This is a genomic window from Sediminibacillus massiliensis (assembly GCF_900156915.1).
Classification (GTDB): Bacteria; Bacillota; Bacilli; order Bacillales; family Amphibacillaceae; genus Sediminibacillus_A; species Sediminibacillus_A massiliensis.
This window is the reverse complement of sequence record NZ_LT732535.1, coordinates 3,023,383-3,049,840: the sequence shown is the minus strand read 5'-3', so window position 1 is coordinate 3,049,840 and position 26,458 is coordinate 3,023,383. Positions and strand designations below refer to the sequence as shown.

Genomic DNA, 26,458 nt, shown 5'->3' with positions numbered 1-26,458 from the left:
TTCCAAGCAATTCCTATGAAAAGAAAAAGGTATCACTTGTACAAAAAAAACACCTCAGGCACACTATAATAGTTAATACTTCCATTTACCAACAATCGATTATAGAAAATAATAGCAAGGGGTTGACTCATATGGCCGAGTATATTGTGATCGGAGGAGGAATATTAGGTGCATCTACTGCATTCCGTCTCGCTAAAGCAGGTGCTGATGTTACGGTGATTGACAGGTTTGACTCCGGACAGGCGACAGATGCTGCTGCTGGAATTGTATGCCCATGGCTTTCCCAAAGAAGGAACAAGGCATGGTATCAGTTAGCAAGGGGCGGGGCTGCTTATTATCCTTCCTTGATAAGAGAATTGGAACAAGAGGGAGAAACCGAAACAGGCTATAAACAGGTAGGGGCAATCAGCATCCATCATGATGAAAATAAGCTCGATGGCATGGAAACAAGAGCCCTTAAAAGGAGGCAGCATGCACCAGAAATTGGAGAAATCACCCGCTTAAACGCCGCGGAAACCAGAGAGATGTTCCCCCCTCTCGCTGAAGGGTTTAGTTCGGTCCATGTAAGCGGCGCTGCAAGGGTTGATGGCCGTTCATTAAGGAGTGCCCTGTTGAGAGGAGCAATGAGACATGGGGCTAAATGCATGGAAGGAAACGCCAGGCTTTATTTGAAAAACAGTAAAGTCACCGGAGTGGAGGTAAACGGAAGCGTATTGCAGGCAGATAAAGTGATTATAGCTGCTGGTGCTTGGGCTAAAAGCATCCTCAAGCCTTTAGGTATTGATTTCAACCTCCACTTTCAAAAAGCCCAGATTGTTCATTTGGAGATCCCGGATATGGATACAAGCAGATGGCCTGTGGTTATTCCTCCAAGCAACCATTATTTACTAGCTTTTGACCATAACAGAATAGTTGCTGGTGCGACGCACGAAGATAATACTGGTTTTGACGATCGTATCACCGTCCACGGCATAAAGGAAATCTTTGAAAAAGCTCTGGGTATCGCTCCCGGACTCGCACATAGTACTTTCCTTGAAGCAAGAGTGGGATTCCGTCCGTTTACTCCAGGCTTTCTGCCAATGTTGGGGGCACTTCCGGACCATCCTAATGTATTTGCCGCAAATGGTTTAGGTGCTTCCGGCCTTACAATGGGGCCTTATGTCGGGGCACAACTAGCCAAACTGGCACTTGAACAGGAAACGGAAATTAATCTAGAGGATTATGACATAACCGGTGCTATAGGTTCAATGTAGTTAAAAAAGGAAGAGCAGCTTGTTAAAAATGCCGCTCTTCCTTTCACATTATATCCTCTTAGCCACAAACCGTTCCATTCTCCGAACAGCCTCTTGTAAATCATCCATAGAAGCCGCATAGGAACAACGGACATGCCCTTCGCCTCCGGCACCAAAGACATCGCCAGGCACTACTGCCACTTTTTCCTCTTTAAGCAACTCCTCCGCGAACTGCTCCGAGGTAAGCCCTGTCCGTTCCACAGAAGGAAAAGCATAAAAAGCCCCTCCAGGCTTATGGCAGTCAAGACCAATTGTATTGAATGCTTTGACAATGTAATTTCGCCTCTGCCGGTAACTCGTCACCATTTTTTGGACATCTTCCAAGCCATTGGACAATGCCTCCAATGCTCCATGCTGAGCAATTGTCGGAGCACACATCATCGTGTACTGGTGAATCTTCAGCATTGCCTGAATGAAAGGCTCGGGTCCCGTCAGGTAGCCCAACCGCCATCCTGTCATGGCAAATGCCTTGGAGAAACCGGAAATAAGGATGGTTCTTTCTTTCATATCCTTTAATCCTGCAATACTCGCATGAGGTTGATCATAGCTAAGTTCTGCATAAATTTCGTCAGATAAAACCAACAAATCGTGTTTGACAACTACATCCGCAATCTTGGCAAGCTCTTGTTTATCCATCGTTGCACCGGTCGGATTGTTGGGAAAACAGAGCAATACAAGTTTGGTATTGTCGGTAATTTTTGCCTCAAGCTGTTCCGGTGTTAACTTAAATTGATTCTCGGAATTTGTTTCAACGGGGACAGGGACTCCCCCTGCCATTTGCACAATTGGAGCATATGCGACAAAACCGGGCTCTACTATCAAGACTTCGTCCCCTGGATTGACGAAAGCACGCAAGGCAAGGTCAATCGCCTGACTGGCTCCAGTTGTGACGATTATTTCTGTTTCGGGCCTATAGCTCAATTTAAACTGAAGCTGTAAGTATTCCGTGATGGCTTTCCTTAATTCCAACAATCCTGCGTTTGCAGAGTATGCCGTATAGCCATTTTCCATTGCTGCATAAGCAGCTTCACAAACATTCCATCTAGTGACAAAATCCGGCTCACCGACCCCGAGTGAAATCACATCTTCCATTTGATTTGCCAAGTCGAAAAACTTGCGGATTCCAGATGGTTTGATCGTCGATGCATTTTTCGATAAGTAATCTACAGGGCTTGTGACTTTACTCATGGAGACACCACTATCCGCTTATCCTTCTTGTCAGATTCGAATATAATGCCATCATGCTTATATTTTTTCAGCAAGAAATGGGTAGTAGTGGATAAAACAGAATCAAGTGTCGACAACTTGTTGGAAACAAAGAATGCTACTTCCTTCATTGATTTACCTTCAATTTGTACAGACAAATCATATGCCCCTGACATGAGGTACACCGCTTTCACTTCTGGAAATCGATAAATCCTTTCTGCTAAACTATCAAAGCCTACGTCCCTTTTCGGAGCGACTTTCACGTCGATCATTGCTGCCACCCCATCATCGATCGGGGCTTTATCCCAGTTTATAACCGTTTGATAGTTAAGAATGATTTCCCTTTCTTCCAGCGACTTAATAATATTCTGAACCTCTTCCTCTGTTAATTCCACCATATCGGCAATCGTTTCAATTGAAATCCTGGCGTCTCCCTCCAGTATCTGCAACACTTCCAATTCCTTCTCGTTCATAAGCAATACCCCCTTCAAATTCTTTTTTGGATGTGAGGGGGGAGGTTCATGGAATGTGCATGATAGATTCACACTAATCTCATGACTCTCCCTCAATTCCCTAGTATAAATTACTTCATAATTCTTCGACAGCAAACTTATAACTGTTGGGTGTCCGCTTTCCTTTTCTCTAAATCGCTGAGAATTTTCGGATACTGTTTATCAAGCCTATAGAAGAACAGCAATAACAGCTGAACTCCTGCAATAAAAACAGGCAGATGGATAAATAAAAACTTAATAGCAGTTATGGCCGACTCAGACTGGGCCGATCCTCCGCCTGTATAGCTACCCATCGACAGCACCCAACCGACAATAGCTACAGACAATCCATTTCCGACTTTCGTCCCGAAACTGCCGGCACTATAGACAAGTCCTTCCGTTCTGATCCCGGTTTTCCATTCACCGTACTCAATCGTATCTGCAAGCATTGCAAATTGCGAGCCCACAACCGGGGCAATTCCGATTCCGCGGATAAACATGCCGATAACTACGACCGTCAGGCTGGTTGGGTCCACCAGAACAAATACCGAACCTAAAATTCCCAATAAAATACCGGCAATCATCGTATTTCTCTTTCCATAACGGCGGATAATCGGTGGGACGACGAAAAAACCTACAAGCTGCGGAAGATTCCAGGCAACCGCCAATGTACCGACAAGGCTGGCATTATTCAAAATATATTCTGCATAATAAACATTTATCGCGTTTCCAAGACCCACAAAAATAAAATTGGTAATGAGAAAAATAACCATGATGATCCAATACTTATTCTTCATCAATGCTTTGGTCCCAACCTTGATCGAAACATCATTCTTCCTGCTCGCTTCCGTACTGGATGTTACCCTTTCCCTGGTTGTTTTAAAAGTGATTCCAAAGATAAGAACGGCAATCATGCTGAATACGGTAAATGTTAGCGCCCAACCCGTCTTACCTCCGCCGAAAAAGTCGGTAATCGGAATGGTGATCACATTGACTACCATTGTAGCCGTCACCGCCAGTCCCATCCGGAAGATATTAAGCACCGAACGCTGATACTGGTCCTGTGTGATCAATGAGTTCAGCACACCATAAGGGATATTGATTCCCGTGTAAATAATGCTGAATAAATTGTATGTTATAACAATATAAATGATCTTTCCTACTGTTCCAATCTCCGGTACGCTGAATACTAATATGCTCGATATCGCAAACGGAACAGCAAGCCACAGCAGCCAAGGGCGTGCCTTGCCGAACTTGGAGTTCGTTTTATCTGTGGCAATTCCCATCCCAATATCTGTGATGCCGTCAAAGAGCCTCGAGAACAACATGATTGTTCCAATTACCCCCGCCGATATTCCTCCTACGATATCTGTATAGAAAAAAGTGATAAAAGAGCCGATGGCCGCAAAAACGATATTGCTTGCAAAATCACCGAGCCCATACCCCAATCTTTCTGCAAATTTTATTTGCTTTGTATTCTTTGTCTTAGTTGTATATACTTGGTTGTCAGCTGTTTCCACTTTTTTAGCACTCCTGTCTGAAACCCAGACTTCTTGTTGTATTATTCCTTGAAGCTGAGAAGATTTAAAAAGGTAACAACTATATACCCCGGCCTTCCAGACGAGAAACCAAGCAATATTTACCTCGTGAATTTACTTTCTACCTAATTCATTGGCATGCCGGGAATCTTCACATCGAAAATTCATGCCAAAGGAAAGTACAGAACAAGAAGTTGTCCTGTACTTTCACCATTGTTTTTTATTTAACCCAGAACGGCCCGGTCACTTTCAAACTGCCCTCCACGTATGCGCTGAAACTCCTGCAGCAGTTTTTCGATTGTCAGTCTTTGTTTCTCTTCACCCTCAACCTCCAAAATTATCTGACCTTTATCCATCATGATCAGGCGATTTCCCAAATCAAGCGCTTGCTGCATGTTATGGGTGACCATCAATGTAGTTAATTCAAATTTACCAACTACTTCAGATGTCAGATTGGTAATCAGCTCAGCTCGGGAAGGATCCAAAGCAGCTGTATGTTCATCCAACAACAAGATATTCGGTTCGGTGAATGTAGCCATCAATAAGGATAACGCCTGGCGTTCTCCACCAGACAATAATCCCACTTTGGCTGTCAACCGGTCCTCCAGCCCCAGATTCAATGTTTCCAGGTACTCCTTAAATAATTGTCGGCGCTTTTTCGTGACACCAGCCTTCAACTTTCTTTTTTTGTCCCGTGTAAAGGCCATGGCAAGGTTCTCCTCAATCGTCATAGAAGGGGCAGTACCTGCCATCGGATCCTGAAAAACCCTGCCGATATATGCCGACCGCTTGTATTCCGGCAAGTGCACCACTTGTCTATCATTAATAAATACATCCCCGACATCAGGGTAGAGAGAACCTGATATTACATTCATCAGCGTCGATTTGCCTGCACCGTTACTGCCGATTATCGTGACAAAATCGCCTTTTTCCAAGTTTAGGTTAATATTTTGCAAGGCTTTCTTTTCATCTGGTGTATCTTCATTAAACGTAATAGCAATGTTTTGCAGATTCAGCATTATGAAACCTCCTCGACTTGAAGGGCAGCCCGTTTTCGCAAGCGACGTTTCTTTTCTTGATGGGCCTTGACCATTTTGGGCGCTACTAATGCAGCTATTACTAATAAAGCAGTGATTAGTTTCATATCTCCAGTCTCCAAGAACTCGACTTGAAGTGCGAGTGTGACCACGATCCGGTAGATAACAGCACCTCCGACAACAGCCAATGTCGCCCTGGCGATGCTTTTTGTTCCAAACAAGGCTTCCCCGATGATGACCGAAGCAAGACCGATGATAATCATGCCAATCCCCATTCCGACATCGGCAAACCCTCCATGCTGTGCAATGAAAGCTCCGGATAAAGCTACTAAACTATTGGAAAGTCCTAAGCCGGCAATGATTAACGTATCCGTATTTGCGGACAAGCTTCTGATCATTTTTTTATTGTTTCCAGTCGCTCTGAGTGCAAGTCCTAAATCTGTTTTCAAGTAGTAGTCTGTAAGTAGTTTTATAGCAAAGGTGATAACGATCATTAATAATAATATAGACCATGTTCCAGGAAACCGCTCCATGCCAAGACTGGATAGTATGCCGTTAAAAAAATTATCCAACCCTGTTGAAGCCCAGGCAGCTTCTAGTTGTTTGAATACAGTCGATTCATTTAATAATGGCAGGTTAGGCCGTCCCATAATCCGAAGATTGACCGAGTATAGAGCAATCATCATCAAAATCCCGGACAACAATGCATTTACTTTTCCTTTGGTATGGAGAATACCAGTTAAACACCCTGCCAAAAAACCTGCGAGTGCTGCAAACACTGTAGCTATGACCGGAGGTACTCCATTCATAATGGCAATTGCCGCCACAGCTGCACCGGTTACAAAACTCCCATCAACCGTTAAGTCTGGAAAATCGAGTACCCGAAATGATAAATATACTCCCAGTGCCATGATAGCGTAAATGATACCCGACTCTACTGCGCCAAAAATTGATATAAACATGTTGTCCTCCCTTTCAAAACGATACCAGTTTGGTTCGGAACCAAAGACCCTGAAAGAATAGGAAGCAGGCATGCAGCCTGCTCCCTTTTTTCAACCTTTTATTCAGGCTCTACAAACTCCGCTGTTTCATCCCATTCTTCATTCCACTCGATTCCCTGTTCTTCTGCAGCCTGTTTGTTGATGAATAACTGCATATCTTCCGGATATTCCACCGGGATATCTTGCGTTGTGTTTTCTCCTTTTAAAATATCTGCGGCCATTTCACCTGAACGGTAACCGATGGAATAGTAGTCGATGCCATATGTTGCAAAACCGCCTCTCTTAAGTGAATCCGGCTCCCCGACAATCAGTGGTATATCCTGTTCATTGGCAACACCGATCACACTGTCTAATGCAGATACAACCGTGTTATCTGTCACGATAAAAATCACATCTGCTTCACCGACTAATGTCGTCGCGGCCTGCTGAACCTCGGCAGAATTCGCTACAGTACGCTCCACCAGACTAAGACTGGTCCCTTCTACAGCAGCCTGAACATCTTCAATCTGTGTTACAGAGTTTTGCTCACCAGCATTGTATAGCAGGCCAACTTTAGAGTCGGCAAAGTACTTATCAATGAATTCTATCGTTTTCTTAATGGAATCGGGATGCAAGTCCAATACGCCTGTTATATTCTCGCCCGGTTCATCCATGGCAGTGACCAATCCAGCTTCAACCGCATCTGTCACCGATGTAAAGACAATCGGTATGTCAGAAGTGGCCTGCAAAGCTCCCAATGCGCTCGGTGTTGAATTGGCAAAAATCAAATCGACGTCATCTGCTACGAAATTATTGGCAATCGTGCTGGTATTGCTTTGTTCTCCCTGCGCGCTTTGCAAGTCGTACTCCACGTCCAAACCTGCATCAGACAGAGCAGCTTGAAAGCCTTCATAAGCCGCGTCCAAAGACGGGTGCTCAACGATTTGCGTAGCGCCTATTTTATAAGTGGTTTCGCTGTTTGAGTCATTTTCCGCCTGTGCATCTGAATCAGTTGTTTCTTCTGACGAGGCAGTGTCTGTTCCATCGGTTGATCCACATGCTGCTAACGAGATAACTGCTATAAGTGCAACTGCCAATAAGTAAAACCATCTCTTCATCATATTTCCCCCTGACAATTTTTAAAATATTCTAAATTTTTAAATGATATTAAGCTACATTATACCATACCTTACAATTGATACTGCTAGCAATTTTTAGAAAATCCTACTTGTTTAGTAAAACAAGCTGGCACCCTGCTAAGGGGCCAGCCTGTAGGAATTAACATTATTTGAAATTGTCTGTGACGGCTCCCTTGGACGAACAGGATACATTGTGTGCGTACTTTCCTAATACACCTTTTGCATACAAAGGTGGCGCTGTCCATTGTTTACGTCGTGCTTCTAATTCTTCTTCCGGCACGTCCATAATGATTTCCTGCCGGTCGGAGTCTATCGTCACCATATCTCCCTCTTGAAGCAAAGCGATCGGCCCGCCCACTTGTGCTTCGGGAGCAATATGCCCGACCACTAAACCATGCGTTCCGCCGGAGAAACGTCCGTCTGTTAACAGGGCAACCTTTTCACCTAACCCTTTTCCGACCAAGATAGCGGATATGGACAGCATCTCAGGCATTCCAGGTCCGCCTTTAGGACCTTCATAACGGATGACAAGTACGTCACCTTCATTGATATCATTATTAATTACGGCATCCGTCGCTTCTTCTTCGGTATCGAAAACTCTGGCAGGTCCGGTATGACGTTTAACTTTGACTCCAGACACCTTTGCCACAGCCCCGCTTGGAGCTAAATTTCCTTTAAGAATGACCAATGGACCGTTTTTCCTATATGGCTTATCAAATGGAAGGATAATTTCTTGACCTTCGGTTAAAGAAGGAGCTTCAGCAGCGTTTTCAGCCACCGTTTTGCCGGTCACTGTCAGACAGTCTCCATGAAGGTAACCATTTTCATAAAGAAGTTTCATTACTGCCGGTACACCACCGACTCTATGAAGATCTTCCATTACATATTTGCCGCTAGGTTTTAAATCTGCAATATGGGGTACTTCCTTCTGTATCCGGTCAAAATCATCGATTGTCACATCAACACCAGCCGAATGTGCAATCGCCAGTAGGTGCAATACCGCATTAGTGGAACCGCCTAAAGCCATGACCACTGTAATGGCATTTTCAAACGCCTCTTTTGTCATGATGTCTTTTGGATAGATGCCTTGTTCTAATAGGCGATATACTGCTTGTCCAGCCTCATCACTGTCCTTTAACTTATATTTGGACTCAGCTGGGTTTGAAGAACTTCCAGGCAGACTCATTCCCAGTGCTTCCACCGCAGACGCCATCGTATTCGCTGTGTACATACCGCCGCATGACCCCGCCCCAGGACATGCATGGCATTCAATTTTATGTAACTGATTATCATTGATATCCCCATTATTATGCTTACCGACACCTTCAAATACAGATACAATGTCAAGTTTTTCTCCGTTGTGGAAACCGGGAGAAATGGTGCCTCCGTATACGAATACGGCTGGTACGTCGGCCCTGGCAATGGAAATCATACACCCTGGTATATTTTTGTCACATCCTCCAATCGCCACGAAAGCATCCAGGTTTTCTGCTCCGACCACCGTTTCAATTGAGTCAGCGATGACATCTCTGCTCGGCAGGGAATAGCGCATCCCCTGAGTCCCCATCGAGATACCGTCAGATACGGTAATCGAATTGAAAATCATCGGTACTCCCCCGGCTTCACGAGCTCCTTCTTTCGCTTTCACAGCCAGTTGATCCAAGTGGATATTACAAGGGGTTACTTCGCTCCATGTTGAGGCAATCCCAATCATCGGTTTTTTAAAATCCTCATCTGTCACCCCTACAGCACGAAGCATGGCTCGGTTAGGGGCTCTTTTGCTGTCGTCGAAAACATTACTTTTGATGCGCAGATCCTTTTTCATTATGTATGCCTCCTGTCATTCTTTCTAACAACTATAATAGCTTTTTTCATATAGTTCAATATTTTTATTCTATTCTGAAAAATTTATATGCATATTCTAAAAGAATTTAAGTCCATTTGCTACAAAAAAGCTGAATCACGGACTTCATCCGGAATTCAGCTTCTTCAAAAACGAGTTTTTGCATTTTCAGTTTTTTATAACAGGGATAAAATAAAACCGATCACGACAATTGCTCCTATTACCATTAAAATTGTTCTAAGCACCGCGCTCACCCTCTCTGAATTCTTGTCTACATTATCTATTCCCTTACTGAGCCACAAAGCAAACATCCAATAAATGGATTATTCAAGCTGGGATGGATATAAAGTCATCCCACCGTCTACAAACAAAGTGGTACCCGTGATATAACTTGCTTCCTCGGATACAAGCCAGGCTGCTGCAGACGCGATTTGATCCGGCTTTCCTACCTTGTTCATCGGAATCTTGTTTAATGCCGCTTCTTGTTCCTCTGCAGACTTTTCCGATACAGGATTGGCAGGTGTTTCAATGGTACCGGGAGCTATGGAATTAACCCGTATCCCTCTGTCTGCGTATTCCAGCGCCAAAGTTTCTGTCATCATTTTCAACCCGCCTTTTGTGGCCGAATAATGGACATTTTCCACTTTCGGAATTTGTTGATGTACACTGGAAATATTGATGATACTCCCCTTCACATCATTCTCGATCATATACTTCAAGGCTTCTCTGGAACCAAGAAACGCTCCTGTCAGATTGACTTCCAACACCCTTCTCCAGTCGTTCAGGCTCAGTTCGTGTGATGGAGAATGCACACTGAATCCTGCATTATTGACCATAACCTCGATCGAACCGAACCTCTGGATGGCCGCATCGATCAGCTGTTTCATTCCTTCCTCTCTCGAAATGTCTGCTTCTACTGCAAGGGCATTCCCGCCTTGCTCCTTAATTTTCGCTACTGTTTTTTCGGCACCCTCGGAATCGGAATAGTAATCCACTACTACATTCATGTTCTCCCTGCCGAAGCGTTCGGCGATCCCCTGTCCGATTCCCTTGGACGATCCTGTAACTATTGCAGTCTTCCCCTCTAAGTCTTTGTACATGATATCTCTCCTTATCTGCCCTTTTACTGAATTAATTACCCAGGGGAGCGGGAGTGGAAACCTTACCGTTGTGTTGGTCCATTGAAAGCCATTTTTTTAACGGATTCAGGCGGGGATGTTATAATAAATCTATCTTTCAAGAGTAACAGAGAGTTAAAAGTTACCAACAAAGACAATGAAGGGATTATCTTTAGTGAGACTAACAATTTTTATTTGGTTGATTATTATTTCATCCATCGTATTGTTTGTTGTTTTATACTTGGATAACGAACATATTAATGAGGGGAATAAGCAGATAGAGGAAGATGCCGAGATGCCTGATGGGCTTCACCCCGAGGTGGAAGCAAAGAGAGACGAGCTATTGCAAAGAGCAGAAGAAAAAGGAATAGAAGTTATCATTACAGAAGGATTCCGGACTCTGGAAAGACAGGATGAACTTTATGAACAGGGACGGACAACAGAAGGTGATATTGTCACATACGCACAGGGTGGTGAGTCTTATCATAATTATGGGCTGGCTATTGATTTTGCCTTAATCAACCAAGATGGCAATATAACTTGGAATACCAGTTATGATGGCAACAATAATGAAAAGTCCGACTGGGTCGAAGTCGCAGAAATAGGAAAAGACCTGGGGTTTGAATGGGGCGGTGACTGGAACCGCTTTAAAGACTATCCCCATCTGCAAATGGACTTTGGACTAAGCATTCACGAATTGCAAAACGGGAAGCGTCCTGACATAGATGAATAATCTATTTTAAAAAGAGGCGGGGAATAATTCCCTGCCTCTTCTTGTTTACCGTTTAGTTTTCATGTCTGTACACCACTGTGCTATAGACTTGGGCACTCGCACCCGGATCGATCAATGCCTTTGCACTGTTGACAGCAGTGATTGCCTCTGTGAACCCTGACGCAATCAACTGGGTTTTATAAGGATAACTCACAGCGTCCCCCGCAGCAAAAACACCCTCAATATTGGTAGCCATCCGTTCGTCTACTTTAATCTTGTTTTTCTCTGTGACCAGATTCCAATCTTTGAATGGAGCCGATTCGAACTTAATGCCCTCGTAAACAAGGACATGGTCGGCTTGCAGGCTTGTCTCCTGGCCATTGTTGTGGGAAACCTTTATTTTTTCCAGTCGATTAGATGCTCGAACTAACTCTGTGACAGATGCATCCATCAGGACATCCACGGAAGAGTCACTCAAACGTTCCAAATCCCCTTCACGAGTATGCTGAAAGTTGTCATTCCGATTGATGAGATATACCTTCCCGGCAGTCTGTTCCAACTTAAGTGCCCATTCTATTCCAACCCGGCTAGTGGAGGAAATGGCAACTGTTTTTCCTGCAAACCGCTCTGGATTTCCAATGGAGTAATGAAGATGCTCACCTTCAAACAGTCCGGCATTCACAGCTTTTAGCAGCTCCGGTTCATACAGCCCGAAACCGGATGCTACAATCACCGTTTTTCCCTTATGACCTTTGCCATCGCCGGTGGTTACGACAAAGCTGCCGTCGGTCTGTTTCTCCACATTCTGCGCAGAGTGTCCATATACTATGTCAGGACTATGTTTGGAAGCCTGTACTTTCATCTTGCTTACCAGCTCCTCACCCGTCACCTCTGGGAGCGCCCCCACATCATATATCATTTTTTCAGGATAGAACTGGGCAACTTTACCTCCAGGCTGGGAGCCTGCTTCTATTACTTTTACTTTCATATCTCTCATCCCACAGTAAAAAGCAGCATATAAACCAGTAGTACCAGCTCCAAGGATGATTACATCATACGAATCGCTCATTTTCCCCATTGATTAGAACCCCTTTAGCAATAATCACAGCCCTTTAGCCGCAGGCACCGGTCGGGCTGGCGGCTTCTTCCACCGGATGATTGTTTGTCTCCATATTATCCATCATCCAACTGGATCGCCAAAATATGTATCCTTATATAATAAAATTTCTATCATTACTCACAAATATAATTGAGAACCATTATCATTATAAAACATATTAGTATTATTGCAAGTGTTTACTGGTTTTTGCCTTTAACCGGATTAAACAAGGAAAAGCAAAATTATTTGATTGAATCAGCGAGGCTTGTGGAATATTATTATAAGCTTACCCTACATAAATGACAGGAGGACTAGTATGAAGAGAATACTTATGGTGGTCACAAGTCATGGAGAACTTGGGCAGCCATCCAAGGAAACAGGTTTATGGTTAAGTGAATTTACCAAGTTTTACGACAGGATGGCCAAAGCAGAATATGAAGTCGATATTATAAGTCCGGATGGCGGCGAGGTACCAGTCGACCCCCGCAGCTTGTCTGAACTGCTAGTAAGCAAAAAACTCCGGGACTACTATAATGATACGTCATTTATGGAGTGGCTTAGAAAACCGGCAGCTCCTTCCGATATAAACCCAGCCGACTACCAGGCGATCTATTTTGCCGGAGGCCATGGCACTATGTGGGATTTTCCTGAAAATGAAGCCATACAAACAATTACAAGGAAAATATACGAGAATGGCGGAATCGTTTCCGCGGTCTGCCACGGCCCTAGTGCCTTGTGTAATTTGAAACTTTCTAACGGCCGTTATCTCCTGGAAGGGAAAACAGTGACAGGTTACTCTGATAAAGAAGAAAAAGCCATCATGCTTTACAAATATATTCCTTTTTCCCTGGAACAAAAGCTCAAACATCGGGGAGCAATATATGAACAAGCCAAAATTCCATTTCGTAAATGTATACAGAAGGACGGCAGAGTCGTGACAGGCCAAAATCCCGCTTCCGTAAAAGGGGTCGCCAAGCAAGTCATGAACCTCTTGATCCAGACTGATTAATTTTAAATTTATGGGGAAAAAGGGAGCGCTCCGCGCTTCCTTTTTATTGGTTAATTATCCGCTCTTGCACCTCCATCGCTACTCTTACACCAGATTCCACCGCTCCTTCAATCCATCCATGGAAAGAAGAAGTATGTTCGCCTGCAAAATGCAGATTGCCTTCCGGAAGCCTGATTACTTCGGAAAAATCGGTGTATTGATTAGGTTTATACAGTGTAAAGGCTCCATTGGAAAATTGGGTTCGGTTCCAACTATGTGACATGCCAGTTATATATTCCTTATACACTTCCATACCAAATATCTTCGCCAAATCTTCAAGGACTTGATTTATTTTCTCCTCCTCAGGCAAGCCATCCCACAATAAAGCATTATCAGACCAGCTATAACTGGCCAGCAGCACACCCGGTCCGTCCTGGTTTGTACTGCTGGGCGTGTAAGTAAATCTGCTGGTCATATCTGTTATGAGATTGCTTTGGTGTAAATCATGGTTCCTCCAAAACTGCGTTCTAAACTGCAAACCAATTTTGACGGAGGCGACATTATGTATTTCCTTAATCGCCCGTCTTTTCATAAAGGAGATAGATGAATAGGGGTGTACTTCGATAAACTGAAGCACTGTAAACGGAATAGTCGCTATGACTAGATCACTTGTGAAGTCCTGGTACTTCCCTGTCTCCAAATCTTGCGTTTGGACACGCATCTTTTTTTGTTGATAGATACTAGTGACCTTTTTACGGAACTGTATATTGGAAGATAACAGGGGCATGAATGCTTTGGGCAAGTAATCATTGCCTCCTTCTATTTCTACAAAGTCATTGCTGTTGGTGAAAATCGGAAAAATGATGTCCCTTATAATATTTACAAACGAGTACTCCGGAAAACCTTCTACACCTATCAACACTTTAATTTTGTAGATAGCATTGCTGGACAAACTACGGCCAAATGGGTTGCATTTCAAAAAGTTCTCCATTGAGTAACTGTCATACCGGTGCAATAACTCTTTCCTTTGTGAAATCGGGGTTTTCTGATAGAGTTCAATAAATGGCTTAAGGGCCCATTCGATTAATTCTTGTGCTGTTTTGTTTTTCTCATGGGGATGGAGAGGAATATTAAAAATATCGGGATTGCTCTCATAATGGTCTCTTCTTACAGTTAAACCATTGACATGAAGAAGGTCTTGAGGTGTAGAATTAACAAACTTGTTTGTCCTCAAATTGAACTTTTTGATGTATTCCTTGGTCAGAAGATGGGATCCGGGAATCCTCATTGCCCCAACATCGAGGTATCCTCCTTCTACAAAAGGCTCCCTTACCGTATAAACCCTTCCTCCAACACGGTCCCTCCCTTCGAGAATAGTAACAGAGTGACCGGCTCCCTTAAGTAATGATCCAGCCACCAAACCAGACATCCCTGCACCAATGATGATGATTTCCCTAAAGCATTTCCCCTTAGATAAGCCGTTTTGGATGATGGAAAGATATTTTTGAGTTTCTTCCTCATCCAGGAACATACCAGCCCAGGGATTTCTAACTGCCATCACATCACATCCCTCCACCCCCATGATATGTTATAAATTGGTAACTATTCTAATAAATGGGTCCTATCTTCCAAATAAAAAGTACCACCCTCCAGGAGAGGATAAGTACTCATTGATACAGACAGTCTAGTAAATTTTCATCATTTCCACCTGTTGCACCCCTGCACCGATTTCGATTGTATCAGGTGCCGACTCATAGGTGGTCACGTTACACAACCTTACATCATCCGCCCGCTGTGCTCCTCCAAAAATTTCAATATCTGCTTTTGCTGTACGAAATCCTGTTAACCGGACATTGTTGATAGAAACGTGTCTGGCACGATACTGGACAGCTATGACCGGATTTTTCTTATAATCATAATTTCTGTCACCGATAACGGTGAAATTGTTGACTGCCACATTCCTGTAGGCTGAAATAACCATCGCTCTTGGCGTGGACTCCCTATATAAATCGGTGTACACCGGAGTGATGGATATAATGTTTGCAAGCCGGATATCGTAAGCTGTCTTAGATGCCGGATCGTCTTGATGGTGATGCCCGATATGACGTAAATTATAGGAGCGATTGTCTTTAATGGAGATATGGCCGAAGATGACCGTATTCATCGCAGCAGATGAGTTATGATGGGCTTTCACCTCTACCCCTCCGAAGCATCTGGTCGATGAGTTGTTTTGGAGCCAGACGTTCCGCGAACCATCGTCCACTTCAAAGCCATTCGAATTGGCAACGCCTGGATTATGCGCCCGTCCGCTCGGGTCACACATATGAGAATTGGAAATCAGGATGTTTTCGCTGTGATGAGTAGTGACTCCATCGTCCCCAAAACCATAGCCGTTCAAATTATCCAGCCAAATGTACTTGCTCGGTCCTTTAGCCCAATACCCATCACCTGAATAATTGTAGAGAGTCGAAGATACATCGAATCCATGCAGACCAGGATTAATTGCTTCAACATGTTTCACCCAACCAAACATCACGTTGGCATATGTAAGACAGCTTGAAAGATTATTGCCGCTGGCCGTTTTATTGACATCTTTCAACCTTTCAACGTTCCAATCCAAACTCATGCTTTCCACATAGATATTACGATTGCCTTTCATATGATTTGCATTGGTGATCAGGCGCCGTCTTTTAGGAGCATCATCGTGCAACTTGATAATCGTTTTGCCCTTTCCTTCCCCAATCAACATGGTCCAGGAAGGGAGCTTGATTCCTCTAACCACGTAGGTGCCAGCGGGAACTTTCACGATTGCCTTTCCTCTCCCTAACGCTCTATGAAATGCCTTCGTACAATCTGTTTTCCCATCTCCGCGTGCTCCGAAATTTGTTACGTCCACTACTTTCATTTGCTGTTGCAGCATCTTTTCGTATTGCTCATCTAGTTCTTTTTTCCATTCCGGGTAAACAAGCCGGTCCTCTCCGATGAATCCTTTGAGTGAATACGCCCTCATTATTCGGGCCGGACGGGCAGCTAAAAGGTTTACCCCTTTTTTCAAGACTCCCTCAGCAGGATATGCGGAAAGCAGAGGTTTTTTCACGATCGGGTACTTTTTAATAGCTTTTAACAGTTTATTTGTCGTTTGCCAGACTACTTGGTCACCCTGTTTCCAATACCCCAATTCTTTGATTAATTTGGCATTCGTACTCGGGTCATGCTGCTTGCTCAGGTAAATGTTCATCATATTTCTCCTCTGACTTCCTTTTGCTCTTTGTATTGTTTTTTCCCATCTTTTCTCCCTGCAAACCGGAAACGGCGGGCTTCCATCTTGTTTTATGCCCCTTAAGCAATATATTTATCTTCCAATAAATAAAATGAGGTGGCCTTCTGAACATGGGTTCTCTGGCCACCTGCTGCTTTTTTCTTATGAATTGTCTCTTACCTGCTTGATTTCTTCAGCGGCAAAATGCTCGTTTGCTTTTTCCAATTCTTTGTGTTCGTTGACGGAATCACCAGCAAATCGATCCACTGTGTTAAAGGGATGCTTGGAATCCAGATCAGTCCTTATTCCTATTCCTTCATTTTCCTCCAAGCCAGACTTCGGTTGACCGTCCATATTATTCTTACCCATCACCATCACCTCGCCCCTATTCTCCTCCAAACAGGGACATTTTATGATGCATTATCAAAATCGCTCTTAATTGCACCAGAGTTAAGGCAATTTGCGAAATAGCGACAATTTTATTTCTTGCTGTTCTGATGATTGTTGAGCGCATGAGTCGCTGCGGCAAACTAATAATCATGTTAGACACATTTCAGGACCACTTCTCACCTAATCAGAAATTATACCAAGCTGAGGAAAAATACGAGACTCCAGTGGGAAAGGAACAGTCTGAAGACCCCGCAGTTGGCGCTTTTTGCCAGCGAGGAGGCTGAAGCGTTCCCCACGGAAAGCGAGTGTTTCTCCTCAGCGCCGGACTAACACTCAATCCAAAAGGATGGAAGGAAGTCTCGCTACAGTTAGTAGTTTATGGTTTTTATGATTCAATATGTACCTTTTAGGGTCGTTATACGGCTATGCACTACAGGTAACCGCGGCTGAAATAGGCGATGGTCAGGATGAGGACTGCCAGTATTCCTTTTTCGAAGCTGCTTCCTGTTCGGATGGTGATCGGAAATCTTATGGTAAGGGACAAGGGATACAACAACTTGATTCCATTCTTAGTTGCAGCGTCCAGTACTAAGTGGCTGACCATTCCCACCATAATCCCTTTATTCAAATCAGGGTATGGAACAAAAGAATTCAGCAAAAACTGAACCAGAATCAAAAATAACAGACTATGGGTAATCGTCCTGTGTCCGAACAAGCTGCTAATTATTTTGGATAATCCTGGCGCCTTCCTGCCAATTTTGCTGCCACTGTGACAGATATCCGGAAACAATGAACCGAAAACTCCCCCGATGACCAACATAATTGGATCATGAGGGGTCAACTGGAGGACAACAGCACTTGCAGCAATCCCTCCGACAATATGTGTCTTTCCTGTCATTAAATCTCTCCTTGTCATTCTTAGATGAAGAAAGCCAGCCAGGATTTCTGACCGGCCTCTAAAAGCTTTAGTGATTTTGTTCCGTCAATTTGGCAATTTCCACAATCGTGCGGACAGCCTTTTCCATATTATTCACCGAGGCAAACTCATACTTCCCATGAAAGTTCTCCCCACCGGTAAAGATATTTGGTGTCGGTAGACCCATGAATGATAACTGGGAGCCATCTGTTCCGCCTCTAATCGGTTTCACAACCGGTTCTATATTCAGGTTTTTCATCGCCTGGTAAGCAGTATCGACAATTTCTTTGACTGGTTCTATCTTCTCTCCCATGTTGTAGTACTGATCCTTCATTTCCAGGATGACGATGTCCTGCCCATATTTCTCTTGCAACTTGGAAACGGTCGATTCCACTACTGCTTTCTTCTCTTGAAATTTTTCTTTGTCATGGTCTCTGATAATATAATACAGAGTAGTCTTTTCTACATCTCCTTCAAACGAGATGAGATGATAAAAACCCTCATATTCTTCTGTAAGCTCGGGGGCTTCCTCTTCTGGAAGCCCCTGATGGAATTCCATTGCTATCTTAGTGGAATTAACCATTTTCCCTTTGGCTGTTCCGGGATGAACATTTTTTCCGTTGAATGTTAGTCTGGCAGCTGCAGCATTGAAACTTTCATACTGCAATTCTCCCAAAGGGCCTCCATCTACTGTATAGGCGTGGGATGCACCGAATTTTTCTACATCGAATTTATGCGGGCCCCGACCGACTTCTTCATCAGGAGTAAAAGCAACCCTGATCTTGCCATGTTTTATTTCAGGATGGTTGATCAGATAAACCATTGCTGTCATGATCTCCGCTATCCCGGCTTTGTTGTCGGCACCAAGCAAAGTAGTCCCGTCTGTTGTCACCAGTGTGTGTCCGATATAATTCGTTAAAGCAGGGAAATCTGCCGGTGAAAGTTTCACTCCAAGAGCTGCATTTAATACGATATCTTGTCCGTCATAATTTTCCACCAACTGCGGTCTGACATTTTCTCCCGTAAAATCCGTAGCTGTATCGACATGCGCCAAAAAACCGACAACAGGAACATCTTTATCGGTATTAGCCGGGAGCGTAGCCATCACATAACCATTGCCATCGATCGATACGTCTTCCATACCGATTTCATTCAATTCTTCAACGAGTAAATTGGCCAGATCGAGCTGCCCTGCAGTAGACGGACATTGCTCGTTGTGAAGGTCAGATTGTGTGTTGATTTTCACATATGTAGTAAACCTGTCAATGATTTCTTTTTTCATTTAATTCATCTCCATTTATCACTTGTTGGAACCATTTTATCACAGTAAGACCACCTAAATGCGCACTAGTTACTTCTAGAAAAAACCAAAGCTAATACAAAAAACAAGGATGGCCGGATTTACGGACACCCTTGTTTTCACTGTTATAATCTTTTGCTCGAGCCTTTACCGTAGTGACTCGATGTAATAAACCAACTCAGACTTAAGTTCCTGGTCAATATGCTTGTCCGGTTGCTTTTCGATAAATTGAATCAGCTTACCGTAATGCTTGCTGTCCCGCTCAGCATTTCTCAGCTTGACTGATATGGCATTCTTGATACCGTATGGTTTAATATTACTGTTTCCAACATAGTCTTTCACCCAATGGTTATCAACCAGGCTGAAATCCTCTATACTTCTCGGTTTGAGTTGGTAAGTATCCCGGAAAACACTGGATATTCCAGTAATAAACACTATGTCGCCTTCTTCATAAGGAAAAGTGTCATAATCAGTCCCAGTACGATTATCCAAACGGACAAGCACGTTTTCCCCATCTTTGCTGACAGCCCTGAATTCGGTCGTACCATAATTGTCCGCCTTTTCAATTTCGGTAATGGTGACTCCTCCGATTTTCACTAGCTGGCCCTGTGTTTTCTCGGCAATTTCGCCAGGGCTGATGGTTTTCGGTTCTGGTACATCAGCTGTCCCGATCACTTCGAGCGATGTGACATTTTCTAATTCGAACTCATTATTGTATGTCGTCGTGGTTCCCGACAGTTTGACAACATCTCCCGGTTTCACATCATAGTCATGCTGGTAAACATAAAGACCGCCGGTTTCATCCTGCATGTAAAAGGCTTTTCCGCCCCAAAGGCCTGTTTCTGTAGTGACGACTCCCTCAACAGTTACCTGCTGGCTGTCTCCCAGCTCACGGACATCGCCTATTTCATTTACGTAATTCAAATCTGCTATATTTCGTGGTTTTAATTGGTAATTGCCATTCCAAATAGCAGAAACCCCAGTTAAGTCGGCCAGATCCCCTTCTTCATAAGGGAAATTATCCAAGGTAACACCAGTCCTACTGTCTACCCGGACAGTTGTGGTGTTTTCTCCTTTTACAGCATCGAATTCAAATGCACCGCCTGATGCAGTTCGGATATTTTGAATGGTGACCCCGTTCAATTGAACTATCTGTCCTTGATTTTCGTCCGTCAACGCTTCAACTTGCTGCGGTGCTGGTAGTTCCGCTGTTCCTGTTTTAATAATTTCCGGATCGATAATTTCTTTCTCTGTATTGTATGTTTCCAATTCACCAGTAATGGTTACCACATCACCAGGTTGTAACCCTGACTGGCTTTGATAAACGTAGATTCCACCCGTATCATCTTGAAGATAAAATCCCTGCGCCCCGAAGATGCCCGGCTCGGATACCACTACACCTTCAACGGTTACTCGTTCCCCATCATCGATTTGACGAGCTTCGCCAATTGAGACAGCATCTGGAACAGTCGGTTCTTCATCGCCTGGAAAGGGCCCTGGCTCAGCATCAGGATCAATTGTCACCGTTTCTGTAAGAAGATTGCCTGAGCCTAACTTCACACGAAGATTGGCCTCTCCACTTACACCCTCTTTGACTCTGACATAGATAGATTTGGAAGAGTTCCCCGAATCGTCTGCTGTCATATCAAAGTAATCGGAGTAGCCATAACTAGAGGACCAGTTCTCACCGTCGAGGCTGAATTGAGCAACTTGCTGACCTCCATCGAGATAAATACCGATCCGGAAATCGGATACTGTTGTAAAAGAACCCATTTGCTCTCCTGTCAATTGGATTTGAAATTCTTGCATGTTCCCTGGGAGCGGTTGTTGATAGTCCAACTCGTAAGATGGATTGACTGCTTCTTCTTCCGACCCATAGGCACCCGGAGCAAACGTGGTCCGATCATACCATTCGTACCCAGCCGGAGGATTGTTCCAAGGTTCTGCCTCGGGCTCTGTAGAATTTTCCGGAATTTCGAAATCATGCAACTCGGTTGGGCTGTCTAAGCTGATACCCTGTTCTGCTAAGCTTGTATAATCTTCCTGTTCAGCTAGCCAGTTGATTAGGTTGGTTAGGATAACAGCATCGTCAGCTTCTTCAAATCCATCATAAGTTGTTTTCGTTCTTCCTGTATCTTCACGAAGGTAAACAGGAGTATTGTCTTCTACCGGAGAGGAGTCACCGATAAATGCCGCTTTTCCTGCGCCAACTTTAGATATGGCTACATAAGCGCCTTCATCCCTTCCTCCATCGTTGTAAACACCCTCATCAACTGCCGGTCCCCAGGAAGGAACACCTTCTGGAACATATACAAGTCCTTTGGCCTGTTGAGGATCTGTAACAGCTACAGTGGCACCGGCATGAAAGGCAACACCGCCTACTCCTTCTGTAACTCCAAAGCTTTCACTTGGAGAAACGATATCCTCTGCCACTCCATCACCGATGGCATTGTATCGGAAGCGGACACCAAAGTTATCTGAAAGCCAGTCCGAACTGGTTACTCCCTCCATCTGTTCTGCATTGATCTCATCCTCTTCAAAACCTTTGGTGGGTTCACCATATGCGCCGCGCCGGTATCCATTGAAAACCTCGCCGGAATCCCAGCGGTTTAAATTACGGTCAGCATTGTAATGATCCGCAATGAAAAATACACTCCCGCCGTTTTCCACAAAAGTTAAAATAGCCTCTTGTTCAGATGCTTTAAAAGGGATATTGGCTTCCGGAATGACAAAGACCTGATACCCACTTAAATCTTCATAAGTAATCGCGCTTGTCTGACGCAGTTCCTCGACATAATAACCTTCACCGGCAATCGCTTCCCCAAAGTCGGAAAATGCTCCATTGATTACCCAGTCAGCCGCTCCGGCTGTCTGGCCGTGTGTGTTGTCGAATAAAACTCTCGTTTCATTATTCTCATTCGCCACTGCTGGTTCAATGACTGGGGCTGGTGCATTTACCGACGTGATCGGCAAATCATCCTCTGCGGCCGCCTTCGTGGAAGTAAATAATCCAAACACAAGCAAAACCGCCAATAGACTAACGAACTTTTTCGATATTTGTTTAGCCATTCTCCCTCTCCCTTTCATTCTATTATTCATCCTCTACTATACAGAGAAATAATAAAAGGAGTGTAAATTTAATGTAAAATTCAGTAAAAATAGACATATTAGACCAGAAAGAAATTTGCCGGACAGAAATTAAGCAGTAAAAAAGGACCTGTCCTTTAATAAAACAGGTCCTTTTTCCTCGCCGTTTTTCCTATAAAATCAAATTGGCTATCAGCCATAACAGAATAAAACTGATGATAATAGTCATGTTTGCAATGGTTCCTACCAGTTTTGTGTCGTATTTAAATTCAACCGAGTATGCGAGCGATGTTGTAGCTGTAGGAAGTATGAAGCAGATCAACAATGTATAACGGAACATGTCTTCAAACGGAAGAAGCCAGAAAAGCAGCAAACCAAGCGCTAACCCCAGTGTATACCGCAACGCCAAAAATTTTCCTACCAGCTTTAAATTTGATTTGTCAAACTGCAAATTCAAGTAAATGCCTAGGATCAGCAGAGATAGCGGCATATTTGCGTCAGCAATGATTCCGGACACATCAAGCACCAGATTAGGCAGTTGAACATCAGCGATATTTAACACACTAACAATTATGTATGTCAATAAAGGAATCGAGGTAGAAATCTTGATAGCAATTCTGCGGAAGTCCGGCTTGCTATTCTCGGCAGCAAAATATGCCGCGATAATATAAGTCAAACCAAAAAGCACCATGGCATTACCCGCATCGAACATACCGAAGTACTTCAGCCCCTTGCTCCCCCAAATCCCTTCGACCAAAGGAAATGCAAACAGGCCGATATTAAAACCTGGAAGCATCATGGCGAGCATGCCTTTCGTCTTTGCATTCTCTTTTCGAAACACAAATAATCCTACTGCCGCCATGAATAATCCGTTGGCCATCGCAATAAATACGAGCAGAAACAAGGAAGGATCAAGAGCTATTTCACTGAAACTGACAATGAGCAGACAAGGAAGCGTCACGTTCAGGACGATCCGGGTCAATCCTTCTCCCTCCCGCTCTCGTACAATATCAAACCTTTTCAGTAGATATCCCAATATAATGATAGAAATAGAATACAAGAATTGCTGGTTAAAACTGTCCATAAATGAATGTCTCCTCTTGCTGGCATTATTCCACTAGTATAAGCCAAATTCAGCTTGTTTGGCATCAATAAATGCTGTTAATCACCCCTAGACGGAAATCAAAAAAGCCCACCATGTAGTGGACTAATCGCTCGCTTCCTTATAGTTTGGTATATCGAGAATGACTCTTGTCCCTTCATCAGGCTTGGTGTTGACATCCAAATTGCCATTTACCGATTTTGCCCTCTCTTCCATGCTGATCAAGCCTACCCCTCTGGATAACTCTTCTTTATCAAAACCGTTTCCTTTATCCTCGATCACCACCCTTATTTGCCGGTCATCTTCCCGAATGATAACCGACGCTTCCTGTACATTGGCATATTTGCGAATGTTGGTGAGTGACTCCTGAATAATCCGGTAGATGGTTATCTCGACCTTACTATCCGGACGGTGTACAAGTGAACTATCGAAGTAAACATTGATTCCATAGTGTTCGGCAAATTTATTAAGGAATGACCGGATTGCTGGAACAAGCCCCAAGTCATCCAGAACAGACGGCCGAAGCTCCCAGGAAAAATCGCGAACCTCCTGGATAATTTCCGTGGCTTCCTGAAGCATTTGAGAAACGAGCGGATGATCATATTCGGCACTTAAACGGTTTATGGTGATCAAATGGCTGTATAAATTCTGTCCTATTCCATCATGAAGCTCCCTTGACAGCCTTTTTCTTTCCTCTTCCTGTACATGAATGATCCGTGTCATTGTCTGCTGCAATTCTTCTTCGATCCGTTTCCGCCGCGTTATTTCGAACCGGATCGCCAAGTATTGATAAGGTTTCCCGGCTTCGTTCAAAAATGGCACAATCGTTGTGTCCACCCAATAATAGGTTCCATCTTTTGCTTTGTTCTTTATTTCACCTTTCCATACACTTCCGGTACCGATCGTTCTCCATAATTCCTTAAAGAAGGATTTAGGATGGTACCCGGAATTGATGAGGGCATGTGTATTTCCGATCAATTCTTCTCGTTCGTATTTTGAGATCTGTACAAATTGGTCGTTCACATAGGTGATTTTCCCTCTTCGGTCGGTAATCGCCACGATAGAAGATTCGTCGAGAGCGAACTTTATATCCACCAATTCCTGTACAGAATGTTTCAATTCCTCGACTACTCGCTTATAGTCCGTAATTTCTTTACGCACAGCCAGGTACTGATATGGTTTACCCTGTTTATTCAAAAAAGGGACGATCGTTGTATCGACCCAATAATAGGTTCCATCTTTTGCTTTGTTCTTAATATCTCCCTGCCAGACGTTTCCATTGGCTATCGTTCTCCAGAGATTGCGCATAAAGTCTTTTGAGTGGTATCCAGAATTGATGAGCCGGTGATCTTCGCCAATCAACTCGTCCTTTGTGTACTTCGAAACTTGACAAAACTTGTCATTTACATATTTTATTTTTCCAGTTTGATCGGTGATAGCCACGATGGTCGATTCGTCCAGTGCGAACCTGGTATCCAGAAGCTCGTTGAGAAGCTTCTCCGGATCCATTTCCGTTTCAGAGTCCCTGTCTTTTCTATGTAAAAATAATAGTGAGTATCTTTCCCCTTTCAAGGAAAAAGGACTGCTCCGGATTGTCACAGGTATTTGTTTTTCCGTTGACTGGCGGGTATGTTGCTTAAAAACCGTTGTTTGTTCATGTTCCCTTATTTCCAGCCCCGGAAAAAGAACGTCCAGATCCTCCCCTGAAAAGTCATCATGCTCCAACTCTAATAGTTTGACTGCCTGATCATTTATTGATTCAATTACATTTCTTGCATCTATAACTATAGTTGCATCCCCAGGAGTATCTGTATGGTGTTGCTTTTTGTGTGGCATTATCTCTCCTCCTAGTCCCGGCCAAAATAAACCGGCAGCAATGTCTCCATCTTCCTGGTGGCCTTCAGAAGTTTTTCACCTTCGTTATCTGTAAAGATATGATTCTGGCGATACCCTATCAATACAGCCCCCTTCGGAATTCCCTTCCACAAAAGCGGACTTGCCATAGCGGCAACCATCCGTTCAGCAAGCATAATCGGATAATCTGTAGATTTTCCGATTATGTCTTCCGGGAAACGTTCTATGGTCATTATACCGCTAGTTGCTATTACCTTACCGGCAATTCCTTTTCCGTAACGGACGGTAATATATTTATATTTTTCATTACTATTACCATGGACAAATGGCCAGATTACATCCAATTCATCATATTTTTGCAACGCTACCCCTACGAAATCACAAGCGGTACTCTCCCTCAGTTGCTCGCATTCTGATAGAAAAGACTTTGCTGCTTTACGGTTGTCACAGCCCATAGCCAAGCAGTCCTTTTTTCAATGCATAGGAAACCAATTCAGGTCTGGTCCGCATCTGCAGCTTTTCCATCAGGTTGCTTTTATGGGTTTCCACTGTCTTGACACTGATCACCAGCTGTTCGGCTATGTCTTTATTTGCGTAACCTTTGGCTATCAATGTCAGTACTTCTTTTTCCCTGTCTGACAATAACTGGTATTCATCTGAGTTATCGTTTTTTAAATTCCCAAGATATTCATCCATCAATCTTCTTTGTGCTGCAGGATGAAGATAGGCATTTCCGTTGCAAACAGAAGTGATTGCATCAATCAACTCCTGATGCGGGGCGCTTTTTAGGACACAGCCTGATGCACCTGCTTGAATGGCACGGAATAAATACTCTTCATCATCATGCATCGTGAGAATTAAGATATTCGTATCAGGAAGCCGCTTTTTTAATTCTGACGTTGCAGATAACCCATCTTTCCCATGAGGCATGCTCAAATCCATTAAAACGAGATCAGGATTTGTTTCCACAGCTTTTTCTATACCTTCATTACCTTCCGACGCCTCTCCTACCACTTCCATGTCCGTCACGGCGTTCAGAAGCACTTTCAACCCCATTCGTACTACTGCATGATCATCCACTAACAGTATTCTAATCACTTATACTCC

General features: G+C 43.8%; 22 protein-coding genes. 3 read left to right on the top strand and 19 right to left on the bottom strand.

Annotated features, from left to right (window positions below; all coding sequences use genetic code 11):
• Nucleotides 1–122 precede the first annotated feature (122 nt).
• Nucleotides 123–1,253, top strand: a complete 1,131-nt coding sequence (locus CZ434_RS15900; RefSeq protein ID WP_425442060.1) for an NAD(P)/FAD-dependent oxidoreductase — start codon at nucleotides 123–125, stop codon at nucleotides 1,251–1,253.
• A 48-nt stretch (nucleotides 1,254–1,301) separates the two neighbouring features.
• Here the strand turns inward: CZ434_RS15900 and CZ434_RS15895 are convergent, their stop codons facing one another.
• The 8 genes from CZ434_RS15895 to CZ434_RS15860 all read right to left on the bottom strand — a co-directional run bounded on the left by CZ434_RS15895 (nucleotide 1,302) and on the right by CZ434_RS15860 (nucleotide 10,626).
• Nucleotides 1,302–2,480, bottom strand: coding sequence for an aminotransferase (locus CZ434_RS15895; protein ID WP_077624048.1), 1,179 nt, complete (start codon nucleotides 2,478–2,480; stop codon nucleotides 1,302–1,304).
• Nucleotides 2,477–2,977 carry an Lrp/AsnC family transcriptional regulator gene (locus tag CZ434_RS15890; RefSeq protein ID WP_077624047.1) on the bottom strand — a complete coding sequence of 167 codons (501 nt, stop codon included), beginning with the start codon at nucleotides 2,975–2,977 and terminating at the stop codon, nucleotides 2,477–2,479. The genes CZ434_RS15895 and CZ434_RS15890 overlap by 4 nt, the downstream gene beginning before the upstream one ends.
• A 131-nt stretch (nucleotides 2,978–3,108) precedes the next feature.
• Nucleotides 3,109–4,509: an MFS transporter gene (locus tag CZ434_RS15885; RefSeq protein WP_077624046.1), complete on the bottom strand. Its 1,401-nt coding sequence runs from the start codon at nucleotides 4,507–4,509 to the stop codon at nucleotides 3,109–3,111.
• Nucleotides 4,510–4,751: 242 nt separating this feature from the next.
• Nucleotides 4,752–5,546, bottom strand: coding sequence for an ABC transporter ATP-binding protein (locus tag CZ434_RS15880; protein ID WP_077624045.1), 795 nt, complete (start codon nucleotides 5,544–5,546; stop codon nucleotides 4,752–4,754).
• Nucleotides 5,546–6,526: an ABC transporter permease gene (locus tag CZ434_RS15875; protein WP_077625218.1), complete on the bottom strand. Its 981-nt coding sequence runs from the start codon at nucleotides 6,524–6,526 to the stop codon at nucleotides 5,546–5,548. The genes CZ434_RS15880 and CZ434_RS15875 overlap by 1 nt, the downstream gene beginning before the upstream one ends.
• A 98-nt stretch (nucleotides 6,527–6,624) precedes the next feature.
• Nucleotides 6,625–7,665 carry an ABC transporter substrate-binding protein gene (locus CZ434_RS15870; RefSeq protein ID WP_425442059.1) on the bottom strand — a complete coding sequence of 347 codons (1,041 nt, stop codon included), beginning with the start codon at nucleotides 7,663–7,665 and terminating at the stop codon, nucleotides 6,625–6,627.
• 163 nt (nucleotides 7,666–7,828) lie between these two features.
• Nucleotides 7,829–9,508, bottom strand: coding sequence for a dihydroxy-acid dehydratase (ilvD, locus tag CZ434_RS15865; RefSeq protein ID WP_077624043.1), 1,680 nt, complete (start codon nucleotides 9,506–9,508; stop codon nucleotides 7,829–7,831).
• A 341-nt stretch (nucleotides 9,509–9,849) separates the two neighbouring features.
• Nucleotides 9,850–10,626, bottom strand: coding sequence for a glucose 1-dehydrogenase (locus tag CZ434_RS15860; protein ID WP_077624042.1), 777 nt, complete (start codon nucleotides 10,624–10,626; stop codon nucleotides 9,850–9,852).
• 175 nt (nucleotides 10,627–10,801) lie between these two features.
• Between CZ434_RS15860 and CZ434_RS15855 the strand changes: the two genes are divergently transcribed.
• The gene (locus tag CZ434_RS15855; RefSeq protein ID WP_077624041.1) at nucleotides 10,802–11,377 is read left to right on the top strand and encodes a M15 family metallopeptidase; all 576 of its coding nucleotides are present in this window, start codon (nucleotides 10,802–10,804) and stop codon (nucleotides 11,375–11,377) included.
• Between the two features lie 52 nt (nucleotides 11,378–11,429).
• Here CZ434_RS15855 and CZ434_RS15850 read toward each other — a convergent pair whose 3' ends face one another.
• Nucleotides 11,430–12,434, bottom strand: coding sequence for an NAD(P)/FAD-dependent oxidoreductase (locus CZ434_RS15850; protein WP_077624040.1), 1,005 nt, complete (start codon nucleotides 12,432–12,434; stop codon nucleotides 11,430–11,432).
• 337 nt (nucleotides 12,435–12,771) lie between these two features.
• Between CZ434_RS15850 and CZ434_RS15845 the strand changes: the two genes are divergently transcribed.
• A complete protein-coding gene (locus CZ434_RS15845; protein ID WP_077624039.1) occupies nucleotides 12,772–13,464 on the top strand; it encodes a type 1 glutamine amidotransferase domain-containing protein in 693 nt (230 codons plus the stop codon).
• 43 nt (nucleotides 13,465–13,507) lie between these two features.
• Here CZ434_RS15845 and CZ434_RS15840 read toward each other — a convergent pair whose 3' ends face one another.
• From CZ434_RS15840 to CZ434_RS15795, 10 genes are all read right to left on the bottom strand, one after another.
• Nucleotides 13,508–15,001: a flavin monoamine oxidase family protein gene (locus CZ434_RS15840; RefSeq protein ID WP_245831003.1), complete on the bottom strand. Its 1,494-nt coding sequence runs from the start codon at nucleotides 14,999–15,001 to the stop codon at nucleotides 13,508–13,510.
• Nucleotides 15,002–15,127: 126 nt separating this feature from the next.
• Complete coding sequence (locus tag CZ434_RS15835) at nucleotides 15,128–16,681, bottom strand: glycosyl hydrolase family 28-related protein (protein ID WP_077624038.1); 1,554 nt, start codon at nucleotides 16,679–16,681, stop codon at nucleotides 15,128–15,130.
• Nucleotides 16,682–16,864: 183 nt separating this feature from the next.
• Complete coding sequence (locus tag CZ434_RS15830; RefSeq protein ID WP_077625216.1) at nucleotides 16,865–17,071, bottom strand: hypothetical protein; 207 nt, start codon at nucleotides 17,069–17,071, stop codon at nucleotides 16,865–16,867.
• 451 nt (nucleotides 17,072–17,522) lie between these two features.
• Nucleotides 17,523–17,990: a metal-dependent hydrolase gene (locus CZ434_RS15825; protein WP_077624037.1), complete on the bottom strand. Its 468-nt coding sequence runs from the start codon at nucleotides 17,988–17,990 to the stop codon at nucleotides 17,523–17,525.
• Between the two features lie 67 nt (nucleotides 17,991–18,057).
• Nucleotides 18,058–19,290, bottom strand: a complete 1,233-nt coding sequence (gene pepT, locus CZ434_RS15820; protein WP_077624036.1) for a peptidase T — start codon at nucleotides 19,288–19,290, stop codon at nucleotides 18,058–18,060.
• A gap of 165 nt (nucleotides 19,291–19,455) precedes the next feature.
• A complete protein-coding gene (locus CZ434_RS15815) occupies nucleotides 19,456–22,377 on the bottom strand; it encodes a DUF5689 domain-containing protein (protein WP_143262139.1) in 2,922 nt (973 codons plus the stop codon).
• A gap of 190 nt (nucleotides 22,378–22,567) precedes the next feature.
• The gene (locus tag CZ434_RS15810) at nucleotides 22,568–23,479 is read right to left on the bottom strand and encodes an AEC family transporter (protein WP_077624034.1); all 912 of its coding nucleotides are present in this window, start codon (nucleotides 23,477–23,479) and stop codon (nucleotides 22,568–22,570) included.
• Nucleotides 23,480–23,602: 123 nt separating this feature from the next.
• Entirely contained in the window at nucleotides 23,603–25,333 is a 1,731-nt protein-coding gene (locus CZ434_RS15805; protein WP_077624033.1) for a PAS domain-containing sensor histidine kinase, read from the bottom strand.
• An 11-nt stretch (nucleotides 25,334–25,344) separates the two neighbouring features.
• Nucleotides 25,345–25,806, bottom strand: a complete 462-nt coding sequence (locus CZ434_RS15800) for a GAF domain-containing protein (RefSeq protein WP_143262138.1) — start codon at nucleotides 25,804–25,806, stop codon at nucleotides 25,345–25,347.
• Nucleotides 25,796–26,449, bottom strand: coding sequence for a response regulator (locus tag CZ434_RS15795; RefSeq protein WP_077624031.1), 654 nt, complete (start codon nucleotides 26,447–26,449; stop codon nucleotides 25,796–25,798). The genes CZ434_RS15800 and CZ434_RS15795 overlap by 11 nt, the downstream gene beginning before the upstream one ends.
• Nucleotides 26,450–26,458: the final 9 nt, after the last annotated feature.

Bases quoted from the DNA above. Each gene is read 5' to 3' on its own strand.
- CZ434_RS15895 (WP_077624048.1), bottom strand. From the start codon at position 2,480: ATGAGTAAAGTCACAAGCCCTGTAGATTACTTATCGAAAAATGCATCG.
- CZ434_RS15880 (WP_077624045.1), bottom strand. From the start codon at position 5,546: ATGCTGAATCTGCAAAACATTGCTATTACGTTTAATGAAGATACACCA.
- ilvD (WP_077624043.1), bottom strand. From the start codon at position 9,508: ATGAAAAAGGATCTGCGCATCAAAAGTAATGTTTTCGACGACAGCAAA.
- CZ434_RS15870 (WP_425442059.1), bottom strand. From the start codon at position 7,665: ATGATGAAGAGATGGTTTTACTTATTGGCAGTTGCACTTATAGCAGTT.
- CZ434_RS15815 (WP_143262139.1), bottom strand. From the start codon at position 22,377: ATGGCTAAACAAATATCGAAAAAGTTCGTTAGTCTATTGGCGGTTTTG.
- CZ434_RS15875 (WP_077625218.1), bottom strand. From the start codon at position 6,526: ATGTTTATATCAATTTTTGGCGCAGTAGAGTCGGGTATCATTTACGCT.
- CZ434_RS15825 (WP_077624037.1), bottom strand. From the start codon at position 17,990: ATGACAGGAAAGACACATATTGTCGGAGGGATTGCTGCAAGTGCTGTT.
- CZ434_RS15810 (WP_077624034.1), bottom strand. From the start codon at position 23,479: ATGGACAGTTTTAACCAGCAATTCTTGTATTCTATTTCTATCATTATA.
- CZ434_RS15800 (WP_143262138.1), bottom strand. From the start codon at position 25,806: ATGGGCTGTGACAACCGTAAAGCAGCAAAGTCTTTTCTATCAGAATGC.
- CZ434_RS15855 (WP_077624041.1), top strand. From the start codon at position 10,802: ATGAAGGGATTATCTTTAGTGAGACTAACAATTTTTATTTGGTTGATT.
- CZ434_RS15840 (WP_245831003.1), bottom strand. From the start codon at position 15,001: ATGGCAGTTAGAAATCCCTGGGCTGGTATGTTCCTGGATGAGGAAGAA.
- CZ434_RS15860 (WP_077624042.1), bottom strand. From the start codon at position 10,626: ATGTACAAAGACTTAGAGGGGAAGACTGCAATAGTTACAGGATCGTCC.
- CZ434_RS15830 (WP_077625216.1), bottom strand. From the start codon at position 17,071: ATGGGTAAGAATAATATGGACGGTCAACCGAAGTCTGGCTTGGAGGAA.
- CZ434_RS15850 (WP_077624040.1), bottom strand. From the start codon at position 12,434: ATGGGGAAAATGAGCGATTCGTATGATGTAATCATCCTTGGAGCTGGT.
- CZ434_RS15845 (WP_077624039.1), top strand. From the start codon at position 12,772: ATGAAGAGAATACTTATGGTGGTCACAAGTCATGGAGAACTTGGGCAG.
- pepT (WP_077624036.1), bottom strand. From the start codon at position 19,290: ATGAAAAAAGAAATCATTGACAGGTTTACTACATATGTGAAAATCAAC.
- CZ434_RS15835 (WP_077624038.1), bottom strand. From the start codon at position 16,681: ATGAACATTTACCTGAGCAAGCAGCATGACCCGAGTACGAATGCCAAA.
- CZ434_RS15805 (WP_077624033.1), bottom strand. From the start codon at position 25,333: ATGCCACACAAAAAGCAACACCATACAGATACTCCTGGGGATGCAACT.